At 67.1% G+C, this 21,561-nt stretch carries 23 protein-coding genes; 11 read left to right on the top strand and 12 right to left on the bottom strand.

Translation table 11 applies throughout. From position 1 onward, the window contains the following. The first annotated feature begins 180 nt into the window (after positions 1 to 180). Positions 181 to 1,731: a hypothetical protein gene (locus L2D00_08585; protein WBQ11904.1), complete on the top strand. Its 1,551-nt coding sequence runs from the start codon at positions 181 to 183 to the stop codon at positions 1,729 to 1,731. A gap of 40 nt (positions 1,732 to 1,771) precedes the next feature. Here L2D00_08585 and L2D00_08580 read toward each other — a convergent pair whose 3' ends face one another. Next, positions 1,772 to 2,185 (bottom strand): low molecular weight phosphotyrosine protein phosphatase, encoded by a 414-nt coding sequence (locus tag L2D00_08580; protein WBQ14499.1) that lies wholly within the window; start codon positions 2,183 to 2,185, stop codon positions 1,772 to 1,774. A 141-nt stretch (positions 2,186 to 2,326) separates the two neighbouring features. Continuing rightward, complete coding sequence (locus L2D00_08575) at positions 2,327 to 3,253, bottom strand: acyl-CoA desaturase (protein ID WBQ11903.1); 927 nt, start codon at positions 3,251 to 3,253, stop codon at positions 2,327 to 2,329. 257 nt (positions 3,254 to 3,510) lie between these two features. On the opposite strand from L2D00_08575, the gene L2D00_08570 reads away from it, so the two are divergent. Continuing rightward, positions 3,511 to 4,344, top strand: coding sequence for an enoyl-ACP reductase (locus L2D00_08570; protein WBQ11902.1), 834 nt, complete (start codon positions 3,511 to 3,513; stop codon positions 4,342 to 4,344). A 7-nt stretch (positions 4,345 to 4,351) separates the two neighbouring features. On the opposite strand, the gene L2D00_08565 is transcribed toward L2D00_08570, so the two are convergent. The 4 genes from L2D00_08565 to rpsU form a co-directional block, all read right to left on the bottom strand. After that, positions 4,352 to 4,855, bottom strand: coding sequence for a hypothetical protein (locus L2D00_08565; protein ID WBQ11901.1), 504 nt, complete (start codon positions 4,853 to 4,855; stop codon positions 4,352 to 4,354). A 101-nt stretch (positions 4,856 to 4,956) separates the two neighbouring features. Further along, a complete protein-coding gene (locus L2D00_08560; protein ID WBQ11900.1) occupies positions 4,957 to 6,105 on the bottom strand; it encodes a hypothetical protein in 1,149 nt (382 codons plus the stop codon). Between the two features lie 2 nt (positions 6,106 to 6,107). Beyond that, positions 6,108 to 7,340, bottom strand: coding sequence for a right-handed parallel beta-helix repeat-containing protein (locus tag L2D00_08555; protein WBQ11899.1), 1,233 nt, complete (start codon positions 7,338 to 7,340; stop codon positions 6,108 to 6,110). A gap of 199 nt (positions 7,341 to 7,539) precedes the next feature. Then, complete coding sequence (gene rpsU / locus L2D00_08550; protein ID WBQ14498.1) at positions 7,540 to 7,776, bottom strand: 30S ribosomal protein S21; 237 nt, start codon at positions 7,774 to 7,776, stop codon at positions 7,540 to 7,542. Positions 7,777 to 8,002: 226 nt separating this feature from the next. Between rpsU and L2D00_08545 the strand changes: the two genes are divergently transcribed. Continuing rightward, on the top strand, positions 8,003 to 8,665 hold the full coding sequence (locus L2D00_08545; protein WBQ11898.1) for a COQ9 family protein: 663 nt from the start codon (positions 8,003 to 8,005) through the stop codon (positions 8,663 to 8,665). 15 nt (positions 8,666 to 8,680) lie between these two features. On the opposite strand, the gene L2D00_08540 is transcribed toward L2D00_08545, so the two are convergent. Then, on the bottom strand, positions 8,681 to 9,757 hold the full coding sequence (locus tag L2D00_08540) for a nitrate- and nitrite sensing domain-containing protein (GenBank protein ID WBQ11897.1): 1,077 nt from the start codon (positions 9,755 to 9,757) through the stop codon (positions 8,681 to 8,683). Positions 9,758 to 9,847: 90 nt separating this feature from the next. Next, the gene (gene mutL / locus L2D00_08535) at positions 9,848 to 11,698 is read right to left on the bottom strand and encodes a DNA mismatch repair endonuclease MutL (GenBank protein WBQ11896.1); all 1,851 of its coding nucleotides are present in this window, start codon (positions 11,696 to 11,698) and stop codon (positions 9,848 to 9,850) included. 105 nt (positions 11,699 to 11,803) lie between these two features. Here mutL and L2D00_08530 point away from each other — a divergent pair, with 105 nt between their 5' ends. Further along, complete coding sequence (locus L2D00_08530) at positions 11,804 to 12,046, top strand: DUF2093 domain-containing protein (protein ID WBQ11895.1); 243 nt, start codon at positions 11,804 to 11,806, stop codon at positions 12,044 to 12,046. 2 nt (positions 12,047 to 12,048) lie between these two features. Then, positions 12,049 to 12,867 (top strand): M23 family metallopeptidase, encoded by an 819-nt coding sequence (locus L2D00_08525; protein ID WBQ11894.1) that lies wholly within the window; start codon positions 12,049 to 12,051, stop codon positions 12,865 to 12,867. Here the strand turns inward: L2D00_08525 and L2D00_08520 are convergent. The 4 genes from L2D00_08520 to L2D00_08505 are packed head-to-tail and all read right to left on the bottom strand — an operon-like array spanning position 12,816 to position 16,782. Continuing rightward, complete coding sequence (locus L2D00_08520; GenBank protein WBQ11893.1) at positions 12,816 to 13,754, bottom strand: lysophospholipid acyltransferase family protein; 939 nt, start codon at positions 13,752 to 13,754, stop codon at positions 12,816 to 12,818. The two genes, L2D00_08525 and L2D00_08520, sit on opposite strands and share 52 nt — an antisense overlap. A gap of 9 nt (positions 13,755 to 13,763) precedes the next feature. Beyond that, entirely contained in the window at positions 13,764 to 14,774 is a 1,011-nt protein-coding gene (gene lpxK / locus L2D00_08515; protein ID WBQ11892.1) for a tetraacyldisaccharide 4'-kinase, read from the bottom strand. Next, the gene (locus L2D00_08510; GenBank protein ID WBQ11891.1) at positions 14,771 to 16,063 is read right to left on the bottom strand and encodes a 3-deoxy-D-manno-octulosonic acid transferase; all 1,293 of its coding nucleotides are present in this window, start codon (positions 16,061 to 16,063) and stop codon (positions 14,771 to 14,773) included. The genes lpxK and L2D00_08510 overlap by 4 nt, the downstream gene beginning before the upstream one ends. Then, entirely contained in the window at positions 16,060 to 16,782 is a 723-nt protein-coding gene (locus L2D00_08505; protein ID WBQ11890.1) for a lysophospholipid acyltransferase family protein, read from the bottom strand. The genes L2D00_08510 and L2D00_08505 overlap by 4 nt, the downstream gene beginning before the upstream one ends. An 88-nt stretch (positions 16,783 to 16,870) precedes the next feature. On the opposite strand from L2D00_08505, the gene L2D00_08500 reads away from it, so the two are divergent. The 6 genes from L2D00_08500 to L2D00_08475 all read left to right on the top strand — a co-directional run bounded on the left by L2D00_08500 (position 16,871) and on the right by L2D00_08475 (position 21,373). Further along, on the top strand, positions 16,871 to 17,533 hold the full coding sequence (locus tag L2D00_08500; protein WBQ11889.1) for a sulfur transferase domain-containing protein: 663 nt from the start codon (positions 16,871 to 16,873) through the stop codon (positions 17,531 to 17,533). Positions 17,534 to 17,608: 75 nt separating this feature from the next. After that, positions 17,609 to 18,001, top strand: a complete 393-nt coding sequence (locus L2D00_08495) for a hypothetical protein (GenBank protein WBQ11888.1) — start codon at positions 17,609 to 17,611, stop codon at positions 17,999 to 18,001. 126 nt (positions 18,002 to 18,127) lie between these two features. Continuing rightward, positions 18,128 to 18,529: a hypothetical protein gene (locus L2D00_08490; GenBank protein WBQ11887.1), complete on the top strand. Its 402-nt coding sequence runs from the start codon at positions 18,128 to 18,130 to the stop codon at positions 18,527 to 18,529. Between the two features lie 63 nt (positions 18,530 to 18,592). Further along, positions 18,593 to 19,369 carry an FkbM family methyltransferase gene (locus tag L2D00_08485; protein WBQ11886.1) on the top strand — a complete coding sequence of 259 codons (777 nt, stop codon included), beginning with the start codon at positions 18,593 to 18,595 and terminating at the stop codon, positions 19,367 to 19,369. A gap of 107 nt (positions 19,370 to 19,476) precedes the next feature. After that, the gene (locus tag L2D00_08480; GenBank protein WBQ11885.1) at positions 19,477 to 20,991 is read left to right on the top strand and encodes a UbiD family decarboxylase; all 1,515 of its coding nucleotides are present in this window, start codon (positions 19,477 to 19,479) and stop codon (positions 20,989 to 20,991) included. 79 nt (positions 20,992 to 21,070) lie between these two features. Continuing rightward, a complete protein-coding gene (locus tag L2D00_08475; protein WBQ11884.1) occupies positions 21,071 to 21,373 on the top strand; it encodes a type II toxin-antitoxin system ParD family antitoxin in 303 nt (100 codons plus the stop codon). The last annotated feature ends 188 nt before the right edge of the window (positions 21,374 to 21,561 follow it).

The following is a 21,561-nucleotide window of genomic DNA, read 5'->3' as shown; positions in this document are numbered from 1 at the left end:
CGCCACGGGCGAAATTCCTTGCGACTCAGGAAAATTCTTAAAACGGTCCTAAACTTGTATATACTTTTTGGTAACGGATCGCGCGGGCGTTCGAGGGGACGCGCGCGGTGTCCGGAGGGGTCTGGCCGGCTTGCATGGCGACTTCGCCGCGGGCCGCCACGCATGAGGGGAAGATTCATCATGGCGACTTTGCCGACGGCCTATGCCAGCCTGCGTTTCGGGCGCAAGACCATCGACTTCTACGCCGTCTCCGGCGAAGTCGTCGGCTCTGACCCGCGCGCCCGCGCTGAGGAGCGCCGGATCCAGGACCTTGATGGCGCACGCCACACCCTGCGCCTGATGGAAAAGGGTTACCGCCTCGAACCCGGCGACAGCGCCAGCGTGCTGCGGCTGCAGCCCGGGCCGGAACGGCGCTCCCGTCCTGTGGCGGTCGCCAGCCCTTCGGCGCAAAGCTGGTCGCGGACCCATCCGGGCGTACCGGCCCTTCTGTCGCGCGCAGGGGTGTCGCGCAGTGTGAACTGGTGGTTGACCATGGCGCTGTTCGCCCTGGCGGCTCTGGCGATCGTTTGGCCCTATCTGCATGCGTTCCTGGTGGAGCTGGTGCCCGGGCGCATCGCCGCCTTGCCGGTGCCGGACCTGTTTGCCCTGGCTGAAGCGCGTGTGCCGGGACTGGACACGTTCCGCTGGTCGGAGGCCGCTGGCGGGCTTGCCCCTCTGCTGGAAGCCGCCGGGCCCGGCCTTGCTGGCCAAGCCGGGCTGATCGCCTTCGCCGCCATCGCGGCGGGCTTCGCCGCGCTGGTGTATGCCGCGCGCTCCTGGCGGCTGGTATGGGCACCGGTCTTCGTCGCGCTGGCCGTCGTCGGTGCTATCGGCCTTGACGGACCGGCTGGGGCGGAAGGACCAGCACTGGCCGCTCTGGGCATTGCGGCCTTGCTGTTTGTGGTGGGGGGCGCGATCAACCGCCTGCGCGATGAGGCGCGGCTGGACAAGCGCATCGCGCTGCTCGCCGATCATCTTGTGTCCCAGGCTCCGGTTGAGCATGTGCGCGCCTCGCGCCTACCGGAGCCTGCCGGCGCATCCATGGGTGCCAGCACTATCACGGCGTCTGCCCTGCGCGAACCGGATGGGCCGGACGAGGCCGGCGAGACCGCTGTCGAGGCCGAAACCGGGGCTCAGACCGGCACCGCTGGGTCCGGGGACGCGAGCCGTGACAACACGGTCGACGTGGACTCCGCCCAGGACGCAGTGTCCGGGACAGAGACGGTCACCGACGATGCGCTGCCCGAGACCGCAACCACCGAGGCTCACGAGGCGAGCGCCTCCGCAGCTGAGGCCAAGGCTGACGAGCCGACTGTACCGGCTATCCCTGACGAAGCGGCATCGGCACCGCACGACGGAACAGGCGATGCGGCATCGGACGCCATCGAAGTGGATGGATTTGTTGATCCGCACCTCAACGCGGATCCTGCGCCGGCCGCCCCGGCTGGCACCGATGCTCCGCCGGCGGATGCCGACAGCATTGAGGAAGCGCGTCTGCGCGATGATCCGCGCTATGCCGCGCGCGCCATTGTGCTGCCGGCGCCGCCGCCCATGCCGCGGCCCCAGGCGGGTGCCGAGCCGGCCTTCGCCACGACTGCGGATGATGCGGATGAGCCGCAGTCCGCTGAGGCCGGGGCCGAGGCTGCAGGACCGGGTGATTCAGCAACGCAGACGCCGGAGACGGGCCGCTAGCACAGATTGCCGGTCCAGGATCTGAGCCGGTGCGCTGCTGCTAGAGCCGTCGGATCAGGCCTTCGCAGCCCTTCTCGATCAGGTTCAGGGCACGGTTGAAATCGGCTTCATCGCCATAGTAGGGATCCGGCACGTCCTCGCCGGCCATGCCGACCGACCAGTCGAGCAGCAGGGAAATCTTTGCGCGCTCTGGCAGATGGCGGTGATCGCGAGCCGCGGCGAGCCAGCGTTTATGGCCCTTGTCCAGGGCAATCAGGTGATCAAACCGCTCGAAATCCTCATTGGTTACGGCGCGTGCCGTGATCCCGGACAGGTCATAACCGCGTTGCTCTCCAGCCGCAGCGGCACGCGGATCGGGACTCTCCCCGGCATGCCAGTCGCCGGTCCCGGCGGACTGAAATGTCATGGACTTTCCGGACCGATCCGCCAGCGCGTTCGCCACCGCTTCAGCCATGGGCGAGCGGCAGATACTCCCGGTACAGACAAACAGAATCGATATCGATCTGCGCGCCATGGTGGATATGCCTCCGGGGCAGGAAAAAACGGCGGCCCCATAGAGCCGCCGTTTGCTTTAAGGCCTGCTTAAGCGGCGCGGTTAACCGGGCGTGAGTGTTTGCGGCGCGGCAAATTGCGGCGCGATACGCAGATCGCGCGCCCAGCGCAGCTTTTCAAAGAGGAGCAGCGCCGTGCCGTTATAGTCGAACACCCGGTTGAGCAGGCCGCGCCGGGGCAGGTGCAGGGCGCTGGCCGGCTCGGCGTGGTGGTGATCGTGGAACGCTTCGCCCCCGGTCAACAGGGCCAGCAGATAGTCTGCCCAGGCCGGTGTCTTCAGGTGGCCAAATACATTCACGCCCAGAATGGTGGCGTGGAACTGCACCCCGCGCGCCACCACGGCGCTGGCGTGCAGGATCAAGGTCAGGATCAGCGACCCGCCCAGACCCCAGACCAGCGCATAGATCGCGGCGGGCAGAAGCAGGTGCACCGCCACCGAGATCAGCGAGTAGTGCCGGTCGAAGATCACCACCGAGCGCGTATCGCGCAGCCACATGGCCAGAGGGCGCTGCAAATCATTCGGATCGCGCCAGAACAGCCAGCCCAGCCACGCCCACAGCTTGCCCTCGGCGGGATTGTGCGGATCGCCGGGGCGGTCCGACAGGCGGTGGTGCTGGCTGTGATAGTTTACCCAGTCGCGGAACCGGCCCTGCATCGCAACGACGCAGTTAAAGGTGGTCAGAACCTGCGCCGGCCAGCGCAGCTCGCCCGCCTTGTGCTGCCAGACACGGTGCAGCACACCGATGCCGACATTGCAGATCACCAGCGTCACGGTGCCGGACAGCAGGGCGAGCGGGATGTACCACCATTCCAGGGTCACCCCGGAGAAGGACCAGCCGATGATGGCGGCGGCGATGAGGCCGATGGCGCCCAGGGCGGGATAGATGATGGCGGCGAAGACGCTGGCCCAGTCGAGGGTAGACCAGCTTTTGCGGATGGCGACCGACCGCGGCGTCGGCAAGGCTTTCATTCAGGACCTCTGATGGCTTTGCTTGCCAGCGATGACACAAGCGTCTGCGGGCAAGACCTCCCCCTTCTGATGGTAAGATTGACATGGCTTCACGGCGAAAAACAGGCCTTCGTGCGCCCGGCGCAGTCACAGCGCAGTGAGCCCCGTCAAGGGCGGCGCTCGACGCGGGCCCGCGTGTGCGCTATTGGCGAAGGCAAGATGACCGGCAAGGCGGCTCATGCCGTCAGAGCCTTGAAAAATCAGGCAGGGAGCAGGCAATGGCTGAAGGTGAATTTCCGGCGGGCGCACTGATGAAGGGCAAGCGTGGGCTTGTCATGGGCGTGGCGAACAAGAATTCCATCGCCTGGGGGATCGCCCGCCAGCTGCATGCGCAGGGTGCCGAGCTCGCCTTCTCCTATCAGGACGAGGCGCTGGAAAAGCGCGTGCGTCCACTGGTCGAATCACTGGGCGATGAGCCATTCATGGTCACAGCTGATGTGTCCGATGACGCCTCCATGGATGCCTGTTTTGAGACGATCAAGGCCAAATGGGGCAAGCTCGACTTTCTGGTCCACGCCATCGCTTTCGCCGGGAAGGACGAGCTGCAGGGCTCCTTCACCCACAACACCACCCGCGAAGGCTTCAAGCGGGCGATGGACATTTCCGCCTTCTCATTCGTCGACGCAGCCAAGCGCGCGAGCGCCCTGATGCCGCCGCATGAAGACGGCGGGGGCGCCATGGTCACCCTCACCTATCTGGGTGCCGAGCGCGTGGTGCCCAACTACAATGTCATGGGCGTCGCCAAGGCCGCGCTGGAGGCCTCCACCCGCTATATTGCGCGCGATCTGGGTCCTGAGGGCATCCGCGTGAATGCCATCTCTGCCGGCCCGATGCGCACCCTCGCCATGGCCGGGATCAGCGGCGGTCGCCAGCTGATGAAAACCGGCAAGGACTGGTCGCTCCTGAAAGAGGATACGACCATGGAGGGGGTCGCAGGCGCGGCGCTCTACCTTTTGTCCGATCTTGGCAAGTCGTGCACCGGCGAAGTCCTGCATGTGGACGCGGGCTTCCATGTCGTGGGCGTGCCGGACGCCCCGGAGGGGGAGGAGTAATTCTCCTTCACCCCACAGGCTGACGCGGCTGGAAGGTTGCCAGGCAGGCATCGGCCAGCCGCCACTGGCCGTTTTCCATGACAAAGCGGCAGGCGGCGTGATCGCGGCCCGGCTCGCCGGTTTGCAGCCCGGTCATGCCGGGGTTTTGCAGCGCGTCGAAGCGCCCGGCGGGGAACACATAGGTCAGGCGTGCATTGTCCCGCGCCGGTTCATCAATGAGGCACAGAGGCGGGCGCATCAGCACGGTGCGCACAGACCGCTCGTTCATCCGCGCGCCGAACACCTGGGCGAAGACAGCTGGATCGTCTGCTCGCAGGCGGCGCGCAGTCTCGCTGCCTTCAGCGGCCAGCAGGCCCGCCAGCCGGTTCTGGTCGTGGGTCACGATGGCCGCGAAGGCGGCCCGCTCGGACGCATCAGCATCGCGGCAGGAGACCGACTGGGTCGTCGTGCAGGCGCTGGCCAGCGCGGCGGCGGCGAGGGCGGGCGCAAGGCGGCTCAGGCGGGCGGTCATCAGGGTGTCTCCGGCACATCGTCAGCCGCGGCAAGCGGCGGGATTGTCTGGTGCGAGCATGCACGCACGCGCCCGCTTCGCCAAGCCGTCAGGCCTGCAAATCAGCCGCATCCGCCGCTCATGGCACCGATCCAGGCAGCGATGAGCGCTGCACCCTCGTGATGGGTCACAGAGCGGCCAAGCTCGGGCATCATGTCACTCAGCCGCTCGGTTTCGAGGCGGTGGGCGAAGATAGACTGCTCCGGCGATCCCGGCACGATGGAGAAGGGCCGCCCGCCCGTGCCTGTCCCGGCGGCGATGGGCGGCTTGCAGCGGCCCAGATGCGGCCCGTCCGGCTCCCACGGTTCCAGATACAGCCCCGAAGTGCGCGCCGGTCCGGTGCGCGAATGACAGTGGGCGCAGTTGATGTCCAGCCAGGCGCGTGACGCGGCATCCAGCGCGACGCCGGACAAGGTAACATCGCCGTCCCAGATCGCCGCGCGCGGCGCCAGATCGGGCTCGGGCGCGCCGGTCAGCAGGCCAGCCTCCACCCAGCGCGTCAGCTGGTTCTCAGGCCCGTCCGAATAGGCGAAGGGCCCGTTGAGATGCCGTGCGCGCGGGCCGATCGGACGCACCGCGCCGTCGCGGGCATCGGTGACGTGGCATGCCGCGCACTGGTTCACGTCCGGTACGGCGTAGGCAAAGCTCTGCGCGGGCCGCGCCGTGCTGATCAGGGTGAGCTCCACGAACGCGCCGGTACGCTGCAGGGACGCGCTGCGCTGGGCGTCGTCCCAGACATAGGGCAGCGCCTCCCAGCCGCCCGTGCGCCGCACCAGCACCCGCGTCTCGATGAGGCGCAGGCCGGCAAGATTCAGCTGTGTCCCGTTGAAATGGTCCTCCAGCCGGCCCTGGGCCGAGACCTGATCAAAACCGCTGCCCGCCAGAGGATAGAAGAAGGTCTTGGTGATCACCGTGCCTACAGGAAATGCGAACGTCTCCGTCTCGTGATAGGCGGCCGCTTCGGCCCCGTCCGGGATCCAGACCGTACGCAGTTTGAGCGCGTAGTCGGAAAACAGCGCGGTATTCAGCCCGTAGGCCGTCACGCCCTCGCCCAGCACCAGCGCATTGCGGCGCACGGCCACCTGGCCCCAGGCCTCCAGCGCCGCCGGCCGGCCGTCCGCGATGAAGGCCGGTTCCGGCGCGGGCGCATCGGGCTGCGCCGAACAGGCGGCGCAGAGAAGGGCGAGGCCGGCGGCGAGGATCAGCCTCAAGACTAGCCCTCCAGCGTGACTGCCGGCAGGGGCTCATGGGTGCAGTTGAACGCCTCGCGATCCACTTGCGGGTTGGCAAAGTCATTGGGTCCGTCGGCGTCGAGCACATCGGCGTCGGTGATGCACAGGCGCAGGGCGCCAGGCAGGGCCCCATCCACCATCCGGTCCGCGTTCACATAGCCATCCCAGAATACCGGCGGCAGGCGGCCCGTGGGCCCGAACTTCATGATACGCAGCGCCTGCAGCTCCATATTGTCGGGATTATTGCCGCCGCCCTCATAGGTGTTGGAATGGACGTGAATGCCTTCGGGATAGGGATCAAACTCCTCGTTTAGACCCAGATCGGAGAAGCCCGAGGAATAGCCTGAGGAGATGATCACGTGGGCGGTGCGGTTGTTGCGCATCCGGTTGTTGAAAATCTCCACATCATCATTGGCATTGATGAGGATGCCTGTACCCGCCGGGACATTGGCCACGGGCGTACCGGCATGGCCGAAGTTGGGGGTGTTGTTTTCGTTTACATCATTGTCGAACACCCGGGTGCCCGCGCCGGGGCGGGGCAGGTTGGGCATGTTGAATACCAGAATGCCGCCGGTATTGTTCACCGCCACATTACCGTAGACGTCGGCATTGTTGGAGTTCTCGATCTCGATCCCGGCCACATTGTATTCGGCGCGGTTGTTGCGCACGATGATCATGTCCGACTGGCCCACGTAGATCCCGGCGTCCGATGCCGCGATGGCCACCGAATCCTCGATCAGCACATTGCGCGACAGCACCGGATACAGCCCGTAGGCGCCATTGTCGGTGGAGGGGCCGCGCGTCCATTCCACGCGCACGCCGCGTATGACCACACCATCGCCGCCGGTAATTTTCACCGCGTCCCCGGCCGTGTCCTCCACGGCGAGATTTTCCAGGGTGAAATTATCTGAATTGGAGACCAGTAGGCCTTCAGCGCCCTGGCGCTGTCCGGCGAACGACAGAATGGTCTGGTCCATCCCGGCGCCGCGGATCGTCACGCCGCTGACACCGCTCAGGGACAGGCCCCGGTCAAAGGCGAAGCGTCCTGCCGGAATCTCGATCACATCGCCGGGCTGGGCGTCAAGCAGCGCCTCATGCAGGACGCTCTGGTATTCGCGGTCGAAATCGCTGGTGTCGCGCGCCTCTGGCTCGCCGCCGCAGGCCGACACGATCAGGGCTGCGCCAAGCGCAGCAATCAGGCGTGACACAGTCATCTTGGTTTCTCCCCTGACCGGCGCGGCGCGTCTGGCGTGCGCGCCTCTTGCCGGAGCATGGGGAGAGGTTAACCGCGCGGGGCAGGACATGTCGAGCCGAATGAACGCCGTTCACCCACGAAAAACGCCGCGCTCCCGCGGACCAGGGAGCACGGCGTTTGATGTCGTGCAGAAGCGTCCTTGACGTCGAGACGGCGCTCTAGCGCCGGGCTGCGACCTTCGGCTTGGGCAGCAGACCCTCGCGCTGGGCGCGCTTGCGGGCCAGCTTGCGGGCGCGGCGGATAGCCTCGGCCTTCTGGCGCGCCTTTTTCTCGGACGGTTTTTCGTAGTGGTTACGGCGCTTCATTTCACGGAAGGTGCCCTCCCGCTGCATTTTCTTTTTCAACGCCTTGAGCGCTTGCTCGACGTTGTTATCGCGCACAACAATCTGAACGATGGTCCGCTCTCCCTGGTGTGTTCCGTGCAGGACGCCGCGCGCCTGCTGCCTGTTGACGTATGCTGTTCACGCAAAACGCGCCGGGCCGAAGGATTTGGCCCCCGGCGGCGCGGCGGCGCTTCCAGCAGAGGCGGGGGGTATACCGGAGGCGCATGCGTCTGTCCAGCGGCCCGGCGCGGCGAAACGCCCCGTGACGCAGGCCCCGTGCGGGCTTATATCTGTGCATATGACAGACACTGCGACCCCCCGCGCCGACGCTGCCCGCCTCGCCCTTCTGGACGCGGCGCTGATGCATGCCGCCTTTGATGGCTGGACCGCCGCCACCCTCAGCGCTGCGGGCGAGGACGCAGGCCTCAGCGCAGGCGAAGTGGCGCTGTATTGTCCGGGCGGGGTTCTGGATCTGATCGAGACCTGGTCACGGCGCAGCGATGCCATTGCCGCCGAGGCCATCGCCGCAGATCCCGCAAAGCGCGTGCGTGAGCGGGTGACCAACGGTGTCCTGTTCCGCCTTGAGGCCATGGCCGGTCATGAAGATGCCGCGCGCCGGGCCCGCGCCCGGCTGCTTCTGCCCGATGGCCTGGATCGTGGCACCCGCCTCATCTGGGCCAGTGCCGATTCCATCTGGCGCGCACTGGGTGATCCCAGCACGGACGTGAATTTCTACACCAAGCGGGTGACGCTGTCAGGCGTGTTCACGACCACCCAGGCGGTGTGGCTGAACGAGGATGATCCAGCCAAGCCGCGCACCCGGGCCTTCCTTGACCGGCGCATTGACGGAGTCATGCAGTTTGAAAAGGTCAAGGCGCGCTGGCGCGAGGTACAGTCGAACCTGCCCGATTTTGCCGCTCTGGCCGGGCGCATGCGCTATGGCGGGGGTGGCGGGCGCTAGGCCGGGCACACCGCCTCACGGCCGCGACGGATAGCCATCATCCATCTCGTCGGGCGCAGGGGCGTCAAATCCTTCCGCTGCGCCGGTCTCCGCGCCCGTCGGCGCGCGCGTCATGCGGCTCGCCGCATAGCCTGAGAGCAGCGCCGCCAGCATGATCAGCAGGATCTGCCAGACCGCATTGCGGACCGCTTCATCGCGCCGTGCCCGGGCCTCGGCCAGGACTTCGCGCACGCCTTCCTGGGCAAAGCGATTGCGCAATGTGGACAGCTCGAAATAGACCGGCAGCCGGGTTTCACGCCACCAGGCGCGATGCGTCTCGTTCAGTGGCGCGCCATAGCCCGCCGCGCTCAGATGCCCGCGCGCTTCAGCCAGGATGCCCGTATCGGCCCGGCTGATCAGCTCATACAATTGCCGGTCCCAGCGCGGGTCGGCCAGCGAATGGAAGGCGGCCAGATGGCTATCCTGTGCGCCGATCGCCTGCAGGATAACGCTGTGGGAAGATGGGCTGATCTGGCCTGCGCCATAGGCGAACAGGCCGGCCCCGAGCTCCTCGGCATACCGGTCATGAAAGCGGCACAGGGCGACAAAAGCGCCGGTGAAACGGGCCTGTTCTCCGGTCGCCCGGCTCAGCTCCAGTGCCATCACATCGATGAAATGATGGAGCGCGTCCGTATAGGCGTCCAGCGCCTGCTCCACGGACACGGCCTGCGCCAGCACGGCCGGCCGGATATCCCGGACCTCGATCAGTGACAGGCGCAGCGCGTCGAGGGTCTCCGGGCGGAAGGCCGCACTGTGGGGGTTGTCCGGCTCAAACAGGGCGAACAGGTTTTCGCTCGTCCGCTCATAGTTCTCCCAGTTGCTCTCATACATCTGCCGTGACGCGGCGGAGCCGGAGTTCAGCCAGCTGGTGGCGTTGGCGCGCTCGCGCTGCAGGTCATCCAGCGCGACAGCCGACCGTGCCGCAAATTCGCCCACCGCTTCGGCCGAGGCGATGCGCGCTCCGGTTCCGGTGAACACCGACAGCGCCGATGCGCCCACGATCACCAGAGCGATCAGAAGCAGGCCGAACCAGGGCAGCTTGTCGTCGGACATGGGGGGCGATCCTGTGGAGGCGGCGCGAGCCGGACCTGAGGATTTATACGCATCGACCCTTTAGGCTCCACTAACGCGGCGGGGCGCACGTCACCGCCGTCCGAACAGGCGCTCGATATCCGCCAGCTTGAGCTCCACATAGGTCGGCCGGCCATGATTGCACTGGCCCGAATGGGGCGTGGCCTCCATCTCGCGCAGGAGCGCATTCATCTCCTCCACCCCCAGCCGGCGCCCGGCCCGCACCGAGCCGTGGCAGGCCATGGTCCCGACCACCTCTTCCAGCTTTTCCTTCAGCGCCAGCGCCTCGTCATATTCGGCCAGTTCATCAGCCAGATCGCGGATCAGACCTTGCACATCCAGGCGTTTGAGAAGCGCCGGCGTCTCGCGCACGGCGATGGCCCCTGCGCCGAACGGTTCCACCACCAGGCCCAGCTCGGCCAGCTCGTCTGCGCGCTCCAGCACGCGGCGGCATTCGGCCTCGTCCAGCTCGACAATTTCGGGGACCAGCAGGCTCTGGCGCGCCACGCCGGTTTCAGCCAGCTGGCGCTTCATGCGCTCATAGACCAGTCGCTCGTGGGCGGCGTGCTGATCAACGATCACCAGACCGTCAGCGGTCTCGGCGATCACATAGGTGGTGTGCACCTGGGCGCGCGCGGCGCCCAGCGGCCAGCCGGTCTCGTCCGGTGCCGCCGCTGCGCCCTCAAAGGCAGGCCGCGCGCTTTCGCCCATGCCGGGCGCGGTGCTGGCGAGGCCCGCATCAAAGAGCTCCTGGGCATTGTCCGCCAGCGACGCCTCCCAGGCCGGGGAGGGGCGGTTGGCCCAGCCGGACCGGCTAAGCGGCAGGGATGGCGCAGGCGCGCCTTCGGGCCGGGCGCGGCCCAGTGCAAAGCCAGCCACAGTGGTGGAGGCGCGGTGACCGGCCCCGGCCAACGCATGGCGCAGCGCGCCCACGATCAGGCCGCGCACCAGTCCGGCATCGCGAAAGCGCACCTCGGCCTTGGCCGGGTGCACGTTCACGTCCACCTGATCTGCGGGCACGTCCACATAGAGCGCCACCACCGGATGGCGGTCACGGGCCAGGAAGTCCTGATAGGCGCCGCGCACTGCGCCGACGATCAGCCGGTCTTTCACCGGGCGCCCGTTCACAAACAGGTGCTGGTGCTGGTTTGTGCCCCGGTTATAGGTGGGCAGGGATGCAAAGCCGGACAGGCGCACGCCCTCGCGGGTCTGGTCCAGCGCCAGCGCATTCTCCCCGAAATCCGCGCCCAGCACCGCTGACAATCGCGCCCGGCGCGCCTCGGCCGGATCGTCATGGGTCTCGGCCGGAACCGACAGGCGCGCGCGTCCGTCGGCATGGACTGAAAACGCCACATCGGGCCGCGCCAGCGCCAGGCGCTTGATCATGTCGATGACCGCGCTCGTCTCGGCGCGCTCGCTCTTGAGAAATTTAAGCCGCGCCGGTGTGGCGTAGAACAGGTCGCGCACGCTGACGCGCGTGCCGGAGCGGCCCAGCGGCGCCGCCGGTTTGACCGTGCCGACACGTCCGCCCTCCACAGTCAGTTCGAACGCCTCGCTCGCGCCGCGCGCCTGGCTCACCAGAGTCAGGCGCGCCACCGAGCCGATCGAGGGCAGGGCCTCACCGCGAAACCCCATGGAGGCGATGTTGAGAAGATCATCCGCCCCGTCCGCACCCACGGGCAGTTTGGAGGTGGCGTGACGCTCGATGGCGACGGCCAGCATGTCCGCATCCATGCCCTCGCCGTCATCTTCCACCAGGATCAGGCTCAGCCCGCCGGCTTCGATACGCACATCGATGCGCGCTGCGCCGGCGTCCAGCGCGTTTTCCGCCAGCTCTTTCACCGCCGACGCAGGGCGCTCCACGACCTCGCCCGCGGCGATCCGGTTGACGGTTTCAGGCGACAGGCGGCGGATGCGGATCATGGCTCAAAGCCTCGCGGCGCGCGGTGAGTCGGTCAAGGCGTCTGCGCCCGGTCTTTCTCAGCGCGCATAGCCCATGATATGCAAGCGTCCATGACCGGAGCGCCCATGACCCAGTTTGACAAGGACTTCAGCGGCGAAGCCCATCTTGAGTATGGCGACGCCGATTTTCTCATCATGAAACCCGGTGCCTATGTCACCTGCGCGGTGACCGGGGCCCGGGTCGCGTTGAATGATCTGCGCTATTGGAGCGCGGAGCATCAGGAAGCCTATGCCGACGCCGATGCGGCCACGGCGCGCTGGCTTCAGCTCAATGGCGGCCCCGCCGGGGCGCCTGACCCGGAGGCGTGATCATGATTGCAGTACTGGCCTTCACCCTCATGGCCGCCAGCCCGGAGGCCGAAGCCCCCATCACGTGCGCCGGTGAGCACCGCCAGGGCGCCATACTGGTTTGCCGCACTGCGCCGGGCGCGCAGGTGACGCTGGGTGATCTCACCGAACGCGCCGACGCCGATGGCTGGATCGTGATGGGCCATCACCGCGATGCGCCCGCCGAGGCGGTGCTGCGTGTGCGCCATGATGGCGAACTGTGGGAAAGCCGCGTCGGCGTCGCGGCCCGCGAGTACGAGATCCAGCGCATTGACGGCCTGCCGCCTGCCATGGTGACGCCGCCGCCCGATCCGGAGTTTCAGGCGCGTCTCGCGCGCGAGAACCGGGCCAAGGGCGCGGCCTATGCCTCCCGCTGGGAGGGCCGCGGGTTCCTGGACGGGTTCGAGTGGCCGGTGACAGGGCGCATCACGGGCGTCTACGGCTCCCAGCGCGTGCTCAATGGCGAACCGCGCCGGCCGCATTTCGGGCTCGACATCGCCGCGCCCACCGGCACGCCGGTGCTGTCGCCAGCCGGCGGTGTGGTGACGCTGGCCGATCCGGACATGTATTGGGAAGGCGGGCTGATCTTTATCGATCACGGCCAGGGCTTCACCGGCGTGTTCATGCATCTCGACAGCGTCGATGTCGCCGTTGGCGATGTGGTGGAGCGCGGTCAGGTGATCGGTACGGTCGGGGCCACAGGCCGGGTTACCGGTCCGCATCTGGACTGGCGTGTGCGCTGGCGCAATCGTCAGATTGATCCCGAGGCGCTGCTGGCGCTGGACGTATCGGCCTTGCGGTAGAGCGCCTTTTCAAACCGCCGGTGCACCCAGAACCATTGTGGCGGTGCGGCGCGGATCTGGTCCTCCAGGAAGGCATTGATGCGCGTGGTGGCTTCCAGCACCGCCGCTGCGCTCTGGCCGTCCGGCTTCCCGATGGGGTCATGGACGGTGATGCGGAAGCGCACGCCATCCATCCGGCGCAATGACATCGGCACGATATCGAGGCCATAGCGCAGCGCCATGCGCGCGGGTGCCGAGGCGGTCATGCCTTGCCGGCCCAGGAAGGGCGCGGCGATGCCGTCATTCATTTTCTGGTCGGTCAGCATGGCGATGGAGGCACCGTCTTTGAGCGCGCCCATAATCACCCGCGCGCCCGACGGGCCCTTGGGGGCGAAGAAATTCACGCCATAGGCTGCGCGCATGGCCCGGATGCTGTCTTCCACCAGCGGATTGTTCACCGCCCGGTAGGCGATGCCGCAATTGGTCATGTAGTGGCCGATGAAGGCGGGCTGCATTTCCCAGTTGGCGAAATGCCCGCCCACAAACACCACCGCCCGTCCCGAGGCGTTGATGGCGTCCAGCGCCGCAAGATTCTCCACCTCCAGATGCGCGCCGCCGGGGGTGAGGTCGATGCGGTCCATATTGGCCACCTCGCCCAGGGTTCGGCCCAGATTGTCCCACATGGCATCCAGCAACGCGTCGAGCTCGCGCTCATGAGCGCCGGGGAAGGCCAATCGCATATTCACCCGCGCGATGTGATGCACGCCGGTGCGCGGTCCGACCCGGCGCGCCAGAGCCGCCCCGGCATCGCTGGCGCGCTCCAGCCCCATGGCCCGGAAGCCGGCCGAATAGCCGTCCCAGGCCAGACGCTCGAGACGGCGCGATACAGTGGCGAGAAATCCGCTCATGACTGGTCCTTAGCGCCGGGCGCGCCAGGAATCCATGGCCTGCTCGACCAGCGCGGACAGGCGCGCCGGTTCGGCGAAGCGGGCCCTGACCGGCCAGGCGTGAATGCCACCCGCCATATCGCCGGGCAGGCGCACCCAGTCCTTTTCGGTGGTGATCAGCTGCGCCTCCAGCCCCGCAGCCAGGTCGGCGAGACGATGCAGATCGGCCCGGCTGAACACATGATGGTCGGGGAAGCTGGCGGTGTCGCGCAGATCTCCGCCCCACTGCACCAGCGCATCGTAGAATTTCTGCGGCCGGCCAATGCCGGCAAACGCCAGCAACGGCCCGTCGGGCGGCGCGGCGACCGGTTCCAGCCAGGCGCGCAGTACCGGCTTGCCGAGTTCGGTGAGGTCCAGCCGATCCAGATCGGGTTCGAAACGCTCGTCGGGAACCATCACCACCACGGCGTCGGCGCGCGCCAGACCGGCGCTGACCGGCTCGCGCAGGGGGCCGGCAGGGAAAATCTGCCCCGGCCCCCAGCCGCTGATCGCGTCCACCACGACGAGCGACAGGGATTTTTCCAGGCGCGGGTTCTGATGGCCGTCATCCATGACGATAATCTGTGCGCCCAGCGTCACGGCCAGTCCCGCGCCCGCCACCCGCGTGCGGTCCACGATGGTCAGCCCCTCACGCGCCAGAAGAAGCGGTTCGTCACCGACCTCACGCACGCTGTGCACGGCGGCGTCGACCTGAACCGGACCGGCCAGGCGTCCGCCCCAGCCACGCGTCAGCGCGGCCGGTGTCAGGCCCAGCGCGCGCGCGGCCTCCATCACGGCCAGCGTCACCGGCGTCTTGCCCGTCCCGCCCAGCGTCAGGTTGCCGACGCAGATCACCGGAACCGGTGCCAGGGCAGGAATGGTGGTTGCAATCCGCCTTGCGCTCGCAGCCGCATACGCCCAGCCCAGCGGTGAGAGCAGGGCGCGGGTAATCGCGCCGGAGCTGCGCGCGCCATTGGGATCCCAGAAGGGTGGCGGTCTCATGAGCGGGCCTCGCGGGACAGAAGACTGAGGATTGCGGCGCTGGTCCGGGCCAGTGCGCCGCCGGGCAGGGAGGCGATGGCGCGCTTGCCTGCCTCTGCAGCGGGTCCGCGCCCGTCCCAGATGGCGAGCACCGCGCCGGCAATCTCGTCGGCGGTCGCCGCCGTCAGCACCGCGTCGTGGGCGCGGTAGGCGGCATAGACATCGGCGAAGCTGGCCGTGAACGGCCCGGTGACGACGGCTGAACCCGCGCGCGTCGCCTCCACCGGGTTATGGCCGCCAATGGCGTCGATGAAGCTGCCGCCGATGACCGCCACAGGGCTGAGCGCGTACCACAAACCCATCTCGCCCAGCGTGTCGGCGAGCCAGACCGGCGTACTGGCATCCGGGGCGGCGCCATCGGATCGGCGCGCGAACGCCAGGCCGTGTGCGCGCAACGCCTCGCCCGCCTCGTCTGTGCGGGCCGGGTGGCGTGGTGCCAGGATCATCAGCGCATCGGGCCGGGTTTTCAGGATGCCGGCATGGGCGCGCGCCAGGATCGCCTCTTCCCCGGCATGGGTGCTGGCGGCAGTGAACACGGGCCGGGCCCCGAGCGCGGCGCGCACCTGGGCCAGAGCGTCCGGGTCGGGATCTGGCTGGGCCGCCTCCAGTTTCAAATTGGCCACCAGCGCAGGCGGTTTCCCGGTCAGCCGCTCCAGGCCCTGCGCCGTGCGCGCGTCCGCGGCGCCGATCCAGTCAAACGATGAAGCCAGTGCGCGGAAAGCACCCGAGAATCGGCCCCAGCTGCGGATCGACGCATCATTCATGCGGGCATTGGCCAGCGCCAGCGGCACGCCGGCGCGCGCCGCCTCTGCGATCAGGTTGGGCCACAGCTCGCTTTCCAGAAACACGCCCGCCTCCGGGCGCCAGTGGGCGATGAAGCGCGCCGCCCAGCCCGGGTGGTCCACCGGTACGAATTGATGGAGCACCGCCCCCGGCGCGCGCTGGGCGATCAGGTTGGCGGAGGTCAGGGTGCCGGAGGTGATCAGGATCGACAGATCGCTGCGCGCGGCCAGCAGCCCGTCTGCCAGGCTCAGCGCCACCAGGCTCTCGCCGACGCTGGCGGCATGCAGCCAGACCAGCGCGCCGCCGGGCCGGGGCAGGCTGGCGATGCCGCGCCGCTCGCTCAGACGGTCCCGGTCTTCCTTGCCACCTGCCGCCCGGCGGTCCAGCCAGGCCGACGCCACCGGCCCCAGTAGGCGCGCCACGCCTGAATAGGCCTGAAGGGCGGGCGTGCGGCGATAGACCGTCACGGCGCCGGGTCCGGAAACATCGGATCATGGCCACACGCGATGTCGGCGGCGGCCATGCCGTCATTCAGGCGCGCTTCGATCAGCACGCGCGCAGCCTCGATATCGCCGGGTGACGGGTTGTCCGGCAGGCGCACCGGCTCGCCCCAGATGATCACGCCGCGCCCGAAGGGCAGGGGCACGTGAAACCGGTCCCAGGAGTTCAGCCGGAAGCCCCAGCGCGTCGACCAGCTGACCGGGACCAGCGGCGCGCCGGTGATCTGCGCCAGCTTGATGGCACCTGGCGACACGCGCTGGCGCGGCCCGCGCGGCCCGTCCGGGGTAATCGCCATGCAACCTCCGCCGCGCACCCAGCGCACCATGTCGCGGAAGGCCGCCGCGCCGCCCTTGTTCTTGTGCTTCTTGGCGTCGTTCTGGGTGGAGCCGCGGATCAGCGCCACGCCATTCAGGCTGGCGGCGCGCGCCACCACATCGCCCTCACGCGATTTGGAAATCAGGATGGCCGGAGGCTGACGGTTCGCCGGCCAGGTTGATTCCAGAAACAGATTGCGCCCGTGCCAGCCACACAGGACCAGACCCTCGCCGCTCTCCCAGATCGGCGCGATATGCTCACGCCCGCGCACGTCCCAGCGCGTAAAGCGCTTGATCAGGGCCATGTGGGCGCCGATGAGGCCGCCCAGCACCCAGACGACCGGGCCGGAAGAGAGGATCGATTTCGCCATCGCGCAAGCTGGATCGCTGGCCGCAGCCGCTTCGTCAAGCGCTCAGGCGCATTGCCGCGCGCCGGTTCAGCCGCTAGGGGGAGGCATTATGGGCCATGATCTTGACAATCCGGATGAGTACCGACGCGCCATGCGCGCCCTGATGTGGAGCGATCATGGCGTCCTGCGCCAGCGCTGGCGCAACATGCACCGGGTCGGCGGCGAAATGTGGCGCGGCAACCAGCCGAGCCCGAAACGCCTGGCCGAACTCAAGGAAATCGGCTTTCGCACGATCCTCAATCTGCGCGGGACCCAGCCGGGCCGGCCCTATTATGATCTGGAGCATCACGCGGCCCGCCAGCTGGGCCTGACGGTTATTGATCTGCCCTGGGGCTCGCGCGAGGCACCGTTCGTGGAGCGTATCGAGCGCCTGATCGAGGTGTTCGATACCATTGAGTATCCCGCCTTCATGCACTGCAAGTCGGGTGCGGACCGGGCGGGGATCGTGGCGGTGTTCTACAAACTGCTCCATGAAAAGGCGCCGTTTGAAGAGGCGGTGGGGCAGTTATCGTTCAAATACGGCCATGTCCGGCAGGGCAAGACCGGCATGCTGGATCATTTCTTCGATCTCTACCGCCAGCGCAATGCGCGCGAGCCCATAGACTTCCTGACCTGGGTGCGCACCGAATATGACCGCCAAGCCTGTCATGACGGCTTCATGGCCAGCTGGTGGGGCTCGCTGCTGACAGAGAAGCTATTGCGGCGCGAGTGATTCCCGCTCACAGGGATTTGTTTACTGCATGCGTGCAATGTATGCGCTCATTGAACGAACGAGAGCGTTGCCGTCATGTTGAGCCGTCACGTCATCTCCAGCCCACGCGACGGGCTGATCGTCATCGAATTGTTCGGCGAGCGTGATGACCCCGAAGCGCAGGCAGCCTTCGAGGCGCTCATGAAGTGGCTTGAGGCCGATCCCGCAGACCAGATCCTGATTGATGTCCGGCGGGCCGATTATGCCGGACCGCCGGAGGACATCTATGCGCGCGCCTTCGGCTATGGTGATGGCCTTGCACCGGGGAAGATCGCGATCCTCGCCCGGACGCTGGACTGTGTTTACGCCCGCTTCTGGCGGCGGGGCCTGATCGAGACCAGGCACGAGACGGCTGTGTTCGTCTGCGCCGAAGAGGCGGATGCCTGGCTGAACAGCAATGCCGAGGACGACACCCTGTTCCTTGTCTGACGTCCACACGCCGATCACACCCGCTCGCTTCAGGCCGCACATCCGCTGCGGCGCGAGTGATTCACATCCAAAGGAAATTATTTACTGTATGCATGCAGTGTACGCGCTCAGTGAGCCGATGAAAGCATGCCCGCTATGCCGCGCCGCCATATCGTATCCACCCCGCGTGACGGGTTGATTCTGGTTCGGATCACCGGCGAGCGCGATGAGGGGCAGGCGCAGGCCGCGCTTGATGCCTTCATGACGATGCATCGCGCCAACCCGTCCAATCAGGTTCTGTTTGACGTATCGAACGCCTTTTATGGGGGTCCGCCCGAAGACCTCTACGCGCGCGCCGTGCGGTGTGGCCACAACATGGTCCCTTGCAAGGTCGCGATCCTCGCCGGATCGTTGGACAGCGTGTATGCGCGCTTCTGGCGGCGCGGCCTGATCGAGACCGGGCACGAGACGGCGGTCTTCATCTGCGAGCAGGAAGCCGATGCCTGGCTGTCCAGCGAAGCCGAGGCCGATATTCTCTTCCTCGCCTGACGGCCCCGCGCCGCTCATTGGCCCCGGCCTTGCAGCGCCCGCCTCCCTGATGGAGGCCTGATCATGCATGTATCTGCTCATATACGCGCGCTTCAGAGCCGGTTTCCGGCGCTGCTGGAAGCCAAGGCGGGTGCCCAGCGCCTGATGCGGCGCGCCCTGCGTCAGCCTTTCGAGGCGGATTTTGCGCTGCTGAGCCGCTGGGCCCCCGAACCGGGCGAGGTATTCGTTGATGTGGGTGCCAATCGCGGCCAGTCCATCGACGCCATCCGCCTGTTTCATCCTGAGGCGCTGATCCATGCCTTCGAGCCCAATGCGCACCTTGCGGCCAATCTCACGCGCCTGTTCGCGCGCGATGGAGCGCTGGCGGTCTATGCCTGCGGGCTGGGCGATAACGACGAGACCCACACCCTGCACATCCCGGTCTATCGCGGCTTTGTCTATGACGGGCTCGCCTCCTTCGATGCGGCCGAGTGCGCCAGCTGGCTCAACCCCGGCACCGTCGCCGGGTTTGATCGCGAACAGCTGAAGATCATCTCGTTCGAGGCGCGCGCCTTTCCCCTCGACGATCTCGATCTCAATCCCGGCTTCATCAAGCTGGACGTTCAGGGGTTTGAGCGCTCGGTGCTGGCGGGCGCGCGCAAGACACTGGAGCGCTGCGCGCCGCTGGTCATGCTGGAAAACAATGCTGACGCCGATGACTTCCTGACCGGAGAGCTGGGCTGGACGCGCGCGGCCTGGACCGGATCGGGGCTTGATCTGGGTCTGCCGGGCGCGCTCAACACTCTCTATATCGCCCCGGCGCGCCGGGATTCGTTAAAGCGGGCGCGGCTTCTGGGCTGAGCCTGATGCCAGGCGCGCATTCGCCGCACTGAATTTTCTGGACGCGCGCAGACGCCGCGCCACCTATCGTGTCGCAAACCGGCCGGGCTGATCCCGGCGCAGACGGCATGATGGGAGACGAGATGGCGTACAAGTCGCTGCGCGAGTTCATGGCGCTGCTGGAAGCCGAGGGCGAGCTCAAGCGCGTCTCGCGCCCGGTCTCCACCCATCTGGAGATGACCGAGATCCAGACCCGGCTGCTGGCCAAGGGCGGCCCGGCGGTATTGTTTGAAAACCCGGTCCATGAGGACGGGCGCCCGAGCGAAATGCCGGCCTTGGTCAATCTGTTCGGCACGGTGGGCCGGGTGGCGCGCGCCGTGACCATGGGCGGCGAGCCGCGCAAGACGGCGGCCGATCTGCGCGAGGTGGGCGAGCTTCTCGCCTTCCTGCGCCAGCCCGAACCGCCGCGCGGCTTCCGCGACGCCATGGAGCTGTTGCCACTGGCCAAGACCGTGATGGCGATGCGGCCCAACACCGTAAAGAAAGCCCCGTGTCAGGAGATTGTCCTGACCGGCAAGGATATCGATCTGGACCGCCTGCCCATCCAGGGCTGCTGGCCGGGCGAGCCGGCGCCGCTGATCACCTGGCCGCTGGTGGTCACGAAGGGTCCGTCGGACGACAAGCAGGACGATTTCAATCTCGGCATTTACCGCATGCAGAAGCTGGGCAAGGACCGCACCCTCATGCGCTGGCTGAAGCATCGCGGCGGGGCGCAGCATTATCAGCGCTGGAAGGGCGCGCGGCCCGATCCGCTGCCCGCCGCCGCCGTGCTCGGCGCTGATCCCGGCACCATCCTGGCCGCCGTGACGCCGGTGCCCGACACGCTGAGCGAATACCAGTTCGCCGGGCTGCTTCGCGGGCGCAAGGCCGAGCTGGTGGCGTGCAAGACCGTGCCGCTGAAAGTCCCCGCCGAGGCCGAGATCGTCATCGAGGGCCATGTCCTGCTGGATGAGGACGGGCCGGAGGGGCCGTATGGCGACCATACCGGCTATTACAATTCGGTGGAGCGCTTCCCGGTCTTCCAGATCAGCGCCATCACCATGCGCCGCGATCCCATCTACCTCACCACCTTCACCGGCCGTCCGCCCGACGAACCATCCGTGCTGGGCGAGGCGCTCAACGAGGTGTTCATCCCCCTCATCCGCCAGCAATTTCCCGAGATCATCGATTTCTGGCTGCCGCCCGAAGGGTGCAGCTACCGCATCGCCGTGATCTCCATGAAGAAAGCCTATCCCGGCCACGCCAAGCGCGTGATGCTGGGCGCGTGGTCGTACTTGCGCCAGTTCATGTACACCAAATGGGTGATCGTGGTGGACGACGACATCAATGCGCGCGACTGGAAGGATGTGATGTGGGCCCTGTCCACCCGCATGGACCCGGCGCGCGACTGCACCATCATCGAACACACCCCCATCGACTATCTGGACTTCGCCTCCCCCGTCTCCGGCCTCGGCTCCAAGATCGGCCTCGACGCCACCAACAAATGGGAAGGCGAAACCAACCGCGAATGGGGCGAGAAGCTGTTCATGGAACAGGAGATTATCGATAAGGTGGACGCGATGTGGGGGGAGTTGGGGCTTTAGGAGATTTCTGCCTCCCTTGCCCGGGCGGCCTCCCGATGGCATTTTATGGCAAAGCCTGTCATGCATGAGGAGGCGCGCCATGGCCACAATGAATGTCTCTTTGCCCGACCTGCTCAAGGCGGCGGTGGATGAACAGGTCGCCTCGGGCCGCTATGCCAGCGCCAGCGATTATGTCCGCGACCTGATCCGCCGCGATTGCGAGGCGCGGGCGAAGCGCGCCGAGTTCAATCGCCTGATCCAGGAGGGGCTGGATAGTCCCATCGTGGATCAGAGCCTGTCCGAGATTATTGACGAAGTGCGCGGCGAGGCGCGCATGCGAACCTTCGATGAAGTGTTTGACCGGGCGCTAGCGCGGGCGCGGGCCGATGGCGCGCGCGATTGAGTACACCGACGCAGCGTTCGCCGACCTTGGGCGGCCCGCGCCCTTAACCGGCGCTTAACCTCCCGCCCCAATTCCGTGTGCAAACTCCGCGCTGTGCAGGCACGGTGAGGGCATGGACACACCCCGGACGAGAGCCTGCGTCCACCTGCCCAGCTGACGAACCGGTGTGTGATCCCATCGCCTGCACC

The sequence above is a fragment of the Hyphomonadaceae bacterium BL14 genome (assembly GCA_027627705.1).
Taxonomy (GTDB): Bacteria; Pseudomonadota; Alphaproteobacteria; order Caulobacterales; family Maricaulaceae; genus Oceanicaulis.
This window is presented reverse-complemented; position numbering and strand designations above follow the sequence as displayed.

Excerpts from the sequence above, each read along its gene's own strand:
- L2D00_08545 (WBQ11898.1), top strand. The coding sequence starts at position 8,003 with ATGACAGACACTGCGACCCCCCGCGCCGACGCTGCCCGCCTCGCCCTT.
- L2D00_08495 (WBQ11888.1), top strand. The coding sequence starts at position 17,609 with ATGTTGAGCCGTCACGTCATCTCCAGCCCACGCGACGGGCTGATCGTC.
- L2D00_08530 (WBQ11895.1), top strand. The coding sequence starts at position 11,804 with ATGACCCAGTTTGACAAGGACTTCAGCGGCGAAGCCCATCTTGAGTAT.
- mutL (WBQ11896.1), bottom strand. The coding sequence starts at position 11,698 with ATGATCCGCATCCGCCGCCTGTCGCCTGAAACCGTCAACCGGATCGCC.
- L2D00_08580 (WBQ14499.1), bottom strand. The coding sequence starts at position 2,185 with ATGGCTGAAGCGGTGGCGAACGCGCTGGCGGATCGGTCCGGAAAGTCC.
- L2D00_08480 (WBQ11885.1), top strand. The coding sequence starts at position 19,477 with ATGATGGGAGACGAGATGGCGTACAAGTCGCTGCGCGAGTTCATGGCG.
- L2D00_08500 (WBQ11889.1), top strand. The coding sequence starts at position 16,871 with ATGGGCCATGATCTTGACAATCCGGATGAGTACCGACGCGCCATGCGC.
- L2D00_08475 (WBQ11884.1), top strand. The coding sequence starts at position 21,071 with ATGGCCACAATGAATGTCTCTTTGCCCGACCTGCTCAAGGCGGCGGTG.
- L2D00_08520 (WBQ11893.1), bottom strand. The coding sequence starts at position 13,754 with ATGAGCGGATTTCTCGCCACTGTATCGCGCCGTCTCGAGCGTCTGGCC.
- L2D00_08525 (WBQ11894.1), top strand. The coding sequence starts at position 12,049 with ATGATTGCAGTACTGGCCTTCACCCTCATGGCCGCCAGCCCGGAGGCC.
- L2D00_08575 (WBQ11903.1), bottom strand. The coding sequence starts at position 3,253 with ATGAAAGCCTTGCCGACGCCGCGGTCGGTCGCCATCCGCAAAAGCTGG.
- L2D00_08505 (WBQ11890.1), bottom strand. The coding sequence starts at position 16,782 with ATGGCGAAATCGATCCTCTCTTCCGGCCCGGTCGTCTGGGTGCTGGGC.
- L2D00_08565 (WBQ11901.1), bottom strand. The coding sequence starts at position 4,855 with ATGACCGCCCGCCTGAGCCGCCTTGCGCCCGCCCTCGCCGCCGCCGCG.
- L2D00_08570 (WBQ11902.1), top strand. The coding sequence starts at position 3,511 with ATGGCTGAAGGTGAATTTCCGGCGGGCGCACTGATGAAGGGCAAGCGT.
- L2D00_08485 (WBQ11886.1), top strand. The coding sequence starts at position 18,593 with ATGCATGTATCTGCTCATATACGCGCGCTTCAGAGCCGGTTTCCGGCG.
- L2D00_08490 (WBQ11887.1), top strand. The coding sequence starts at position 18,128 with ATGCCCGCTATGCCGCGCCGCCATATCGTATCCACCCCGCGTGACGGG.
- lpxK (WBQ11892.1), bottom strand. The coding sequence starts at position 14,774 with ATGAGACCGCCACCCTTCTGGGATCCCAATGGCGCGCGCAGCTCCGGC.
- L2D00_08555 (WBQ11899.1), bottom strand. The coding sequence starts at position 7,340 with ATGACTGTGTCACGCCTGATTGCTGCGCTTGGCGCAGCCCTGATCGTG.
- L2D00_08585 (WBQ11904.1), top strand. The coding sequence starts at position 181 with ATGGCGACTTTGCCGACGGCCTATGCCAGCCTGCGTTTCGGGCGCAAG.
- L2D00_08540 (WBQ11897.1), bottom strand. The coding sequence starts at position 9,757 with ATGTCCGACGACAAGCTGCCCTGGTTCGGCCTGCTTCTGATCGCTCTG.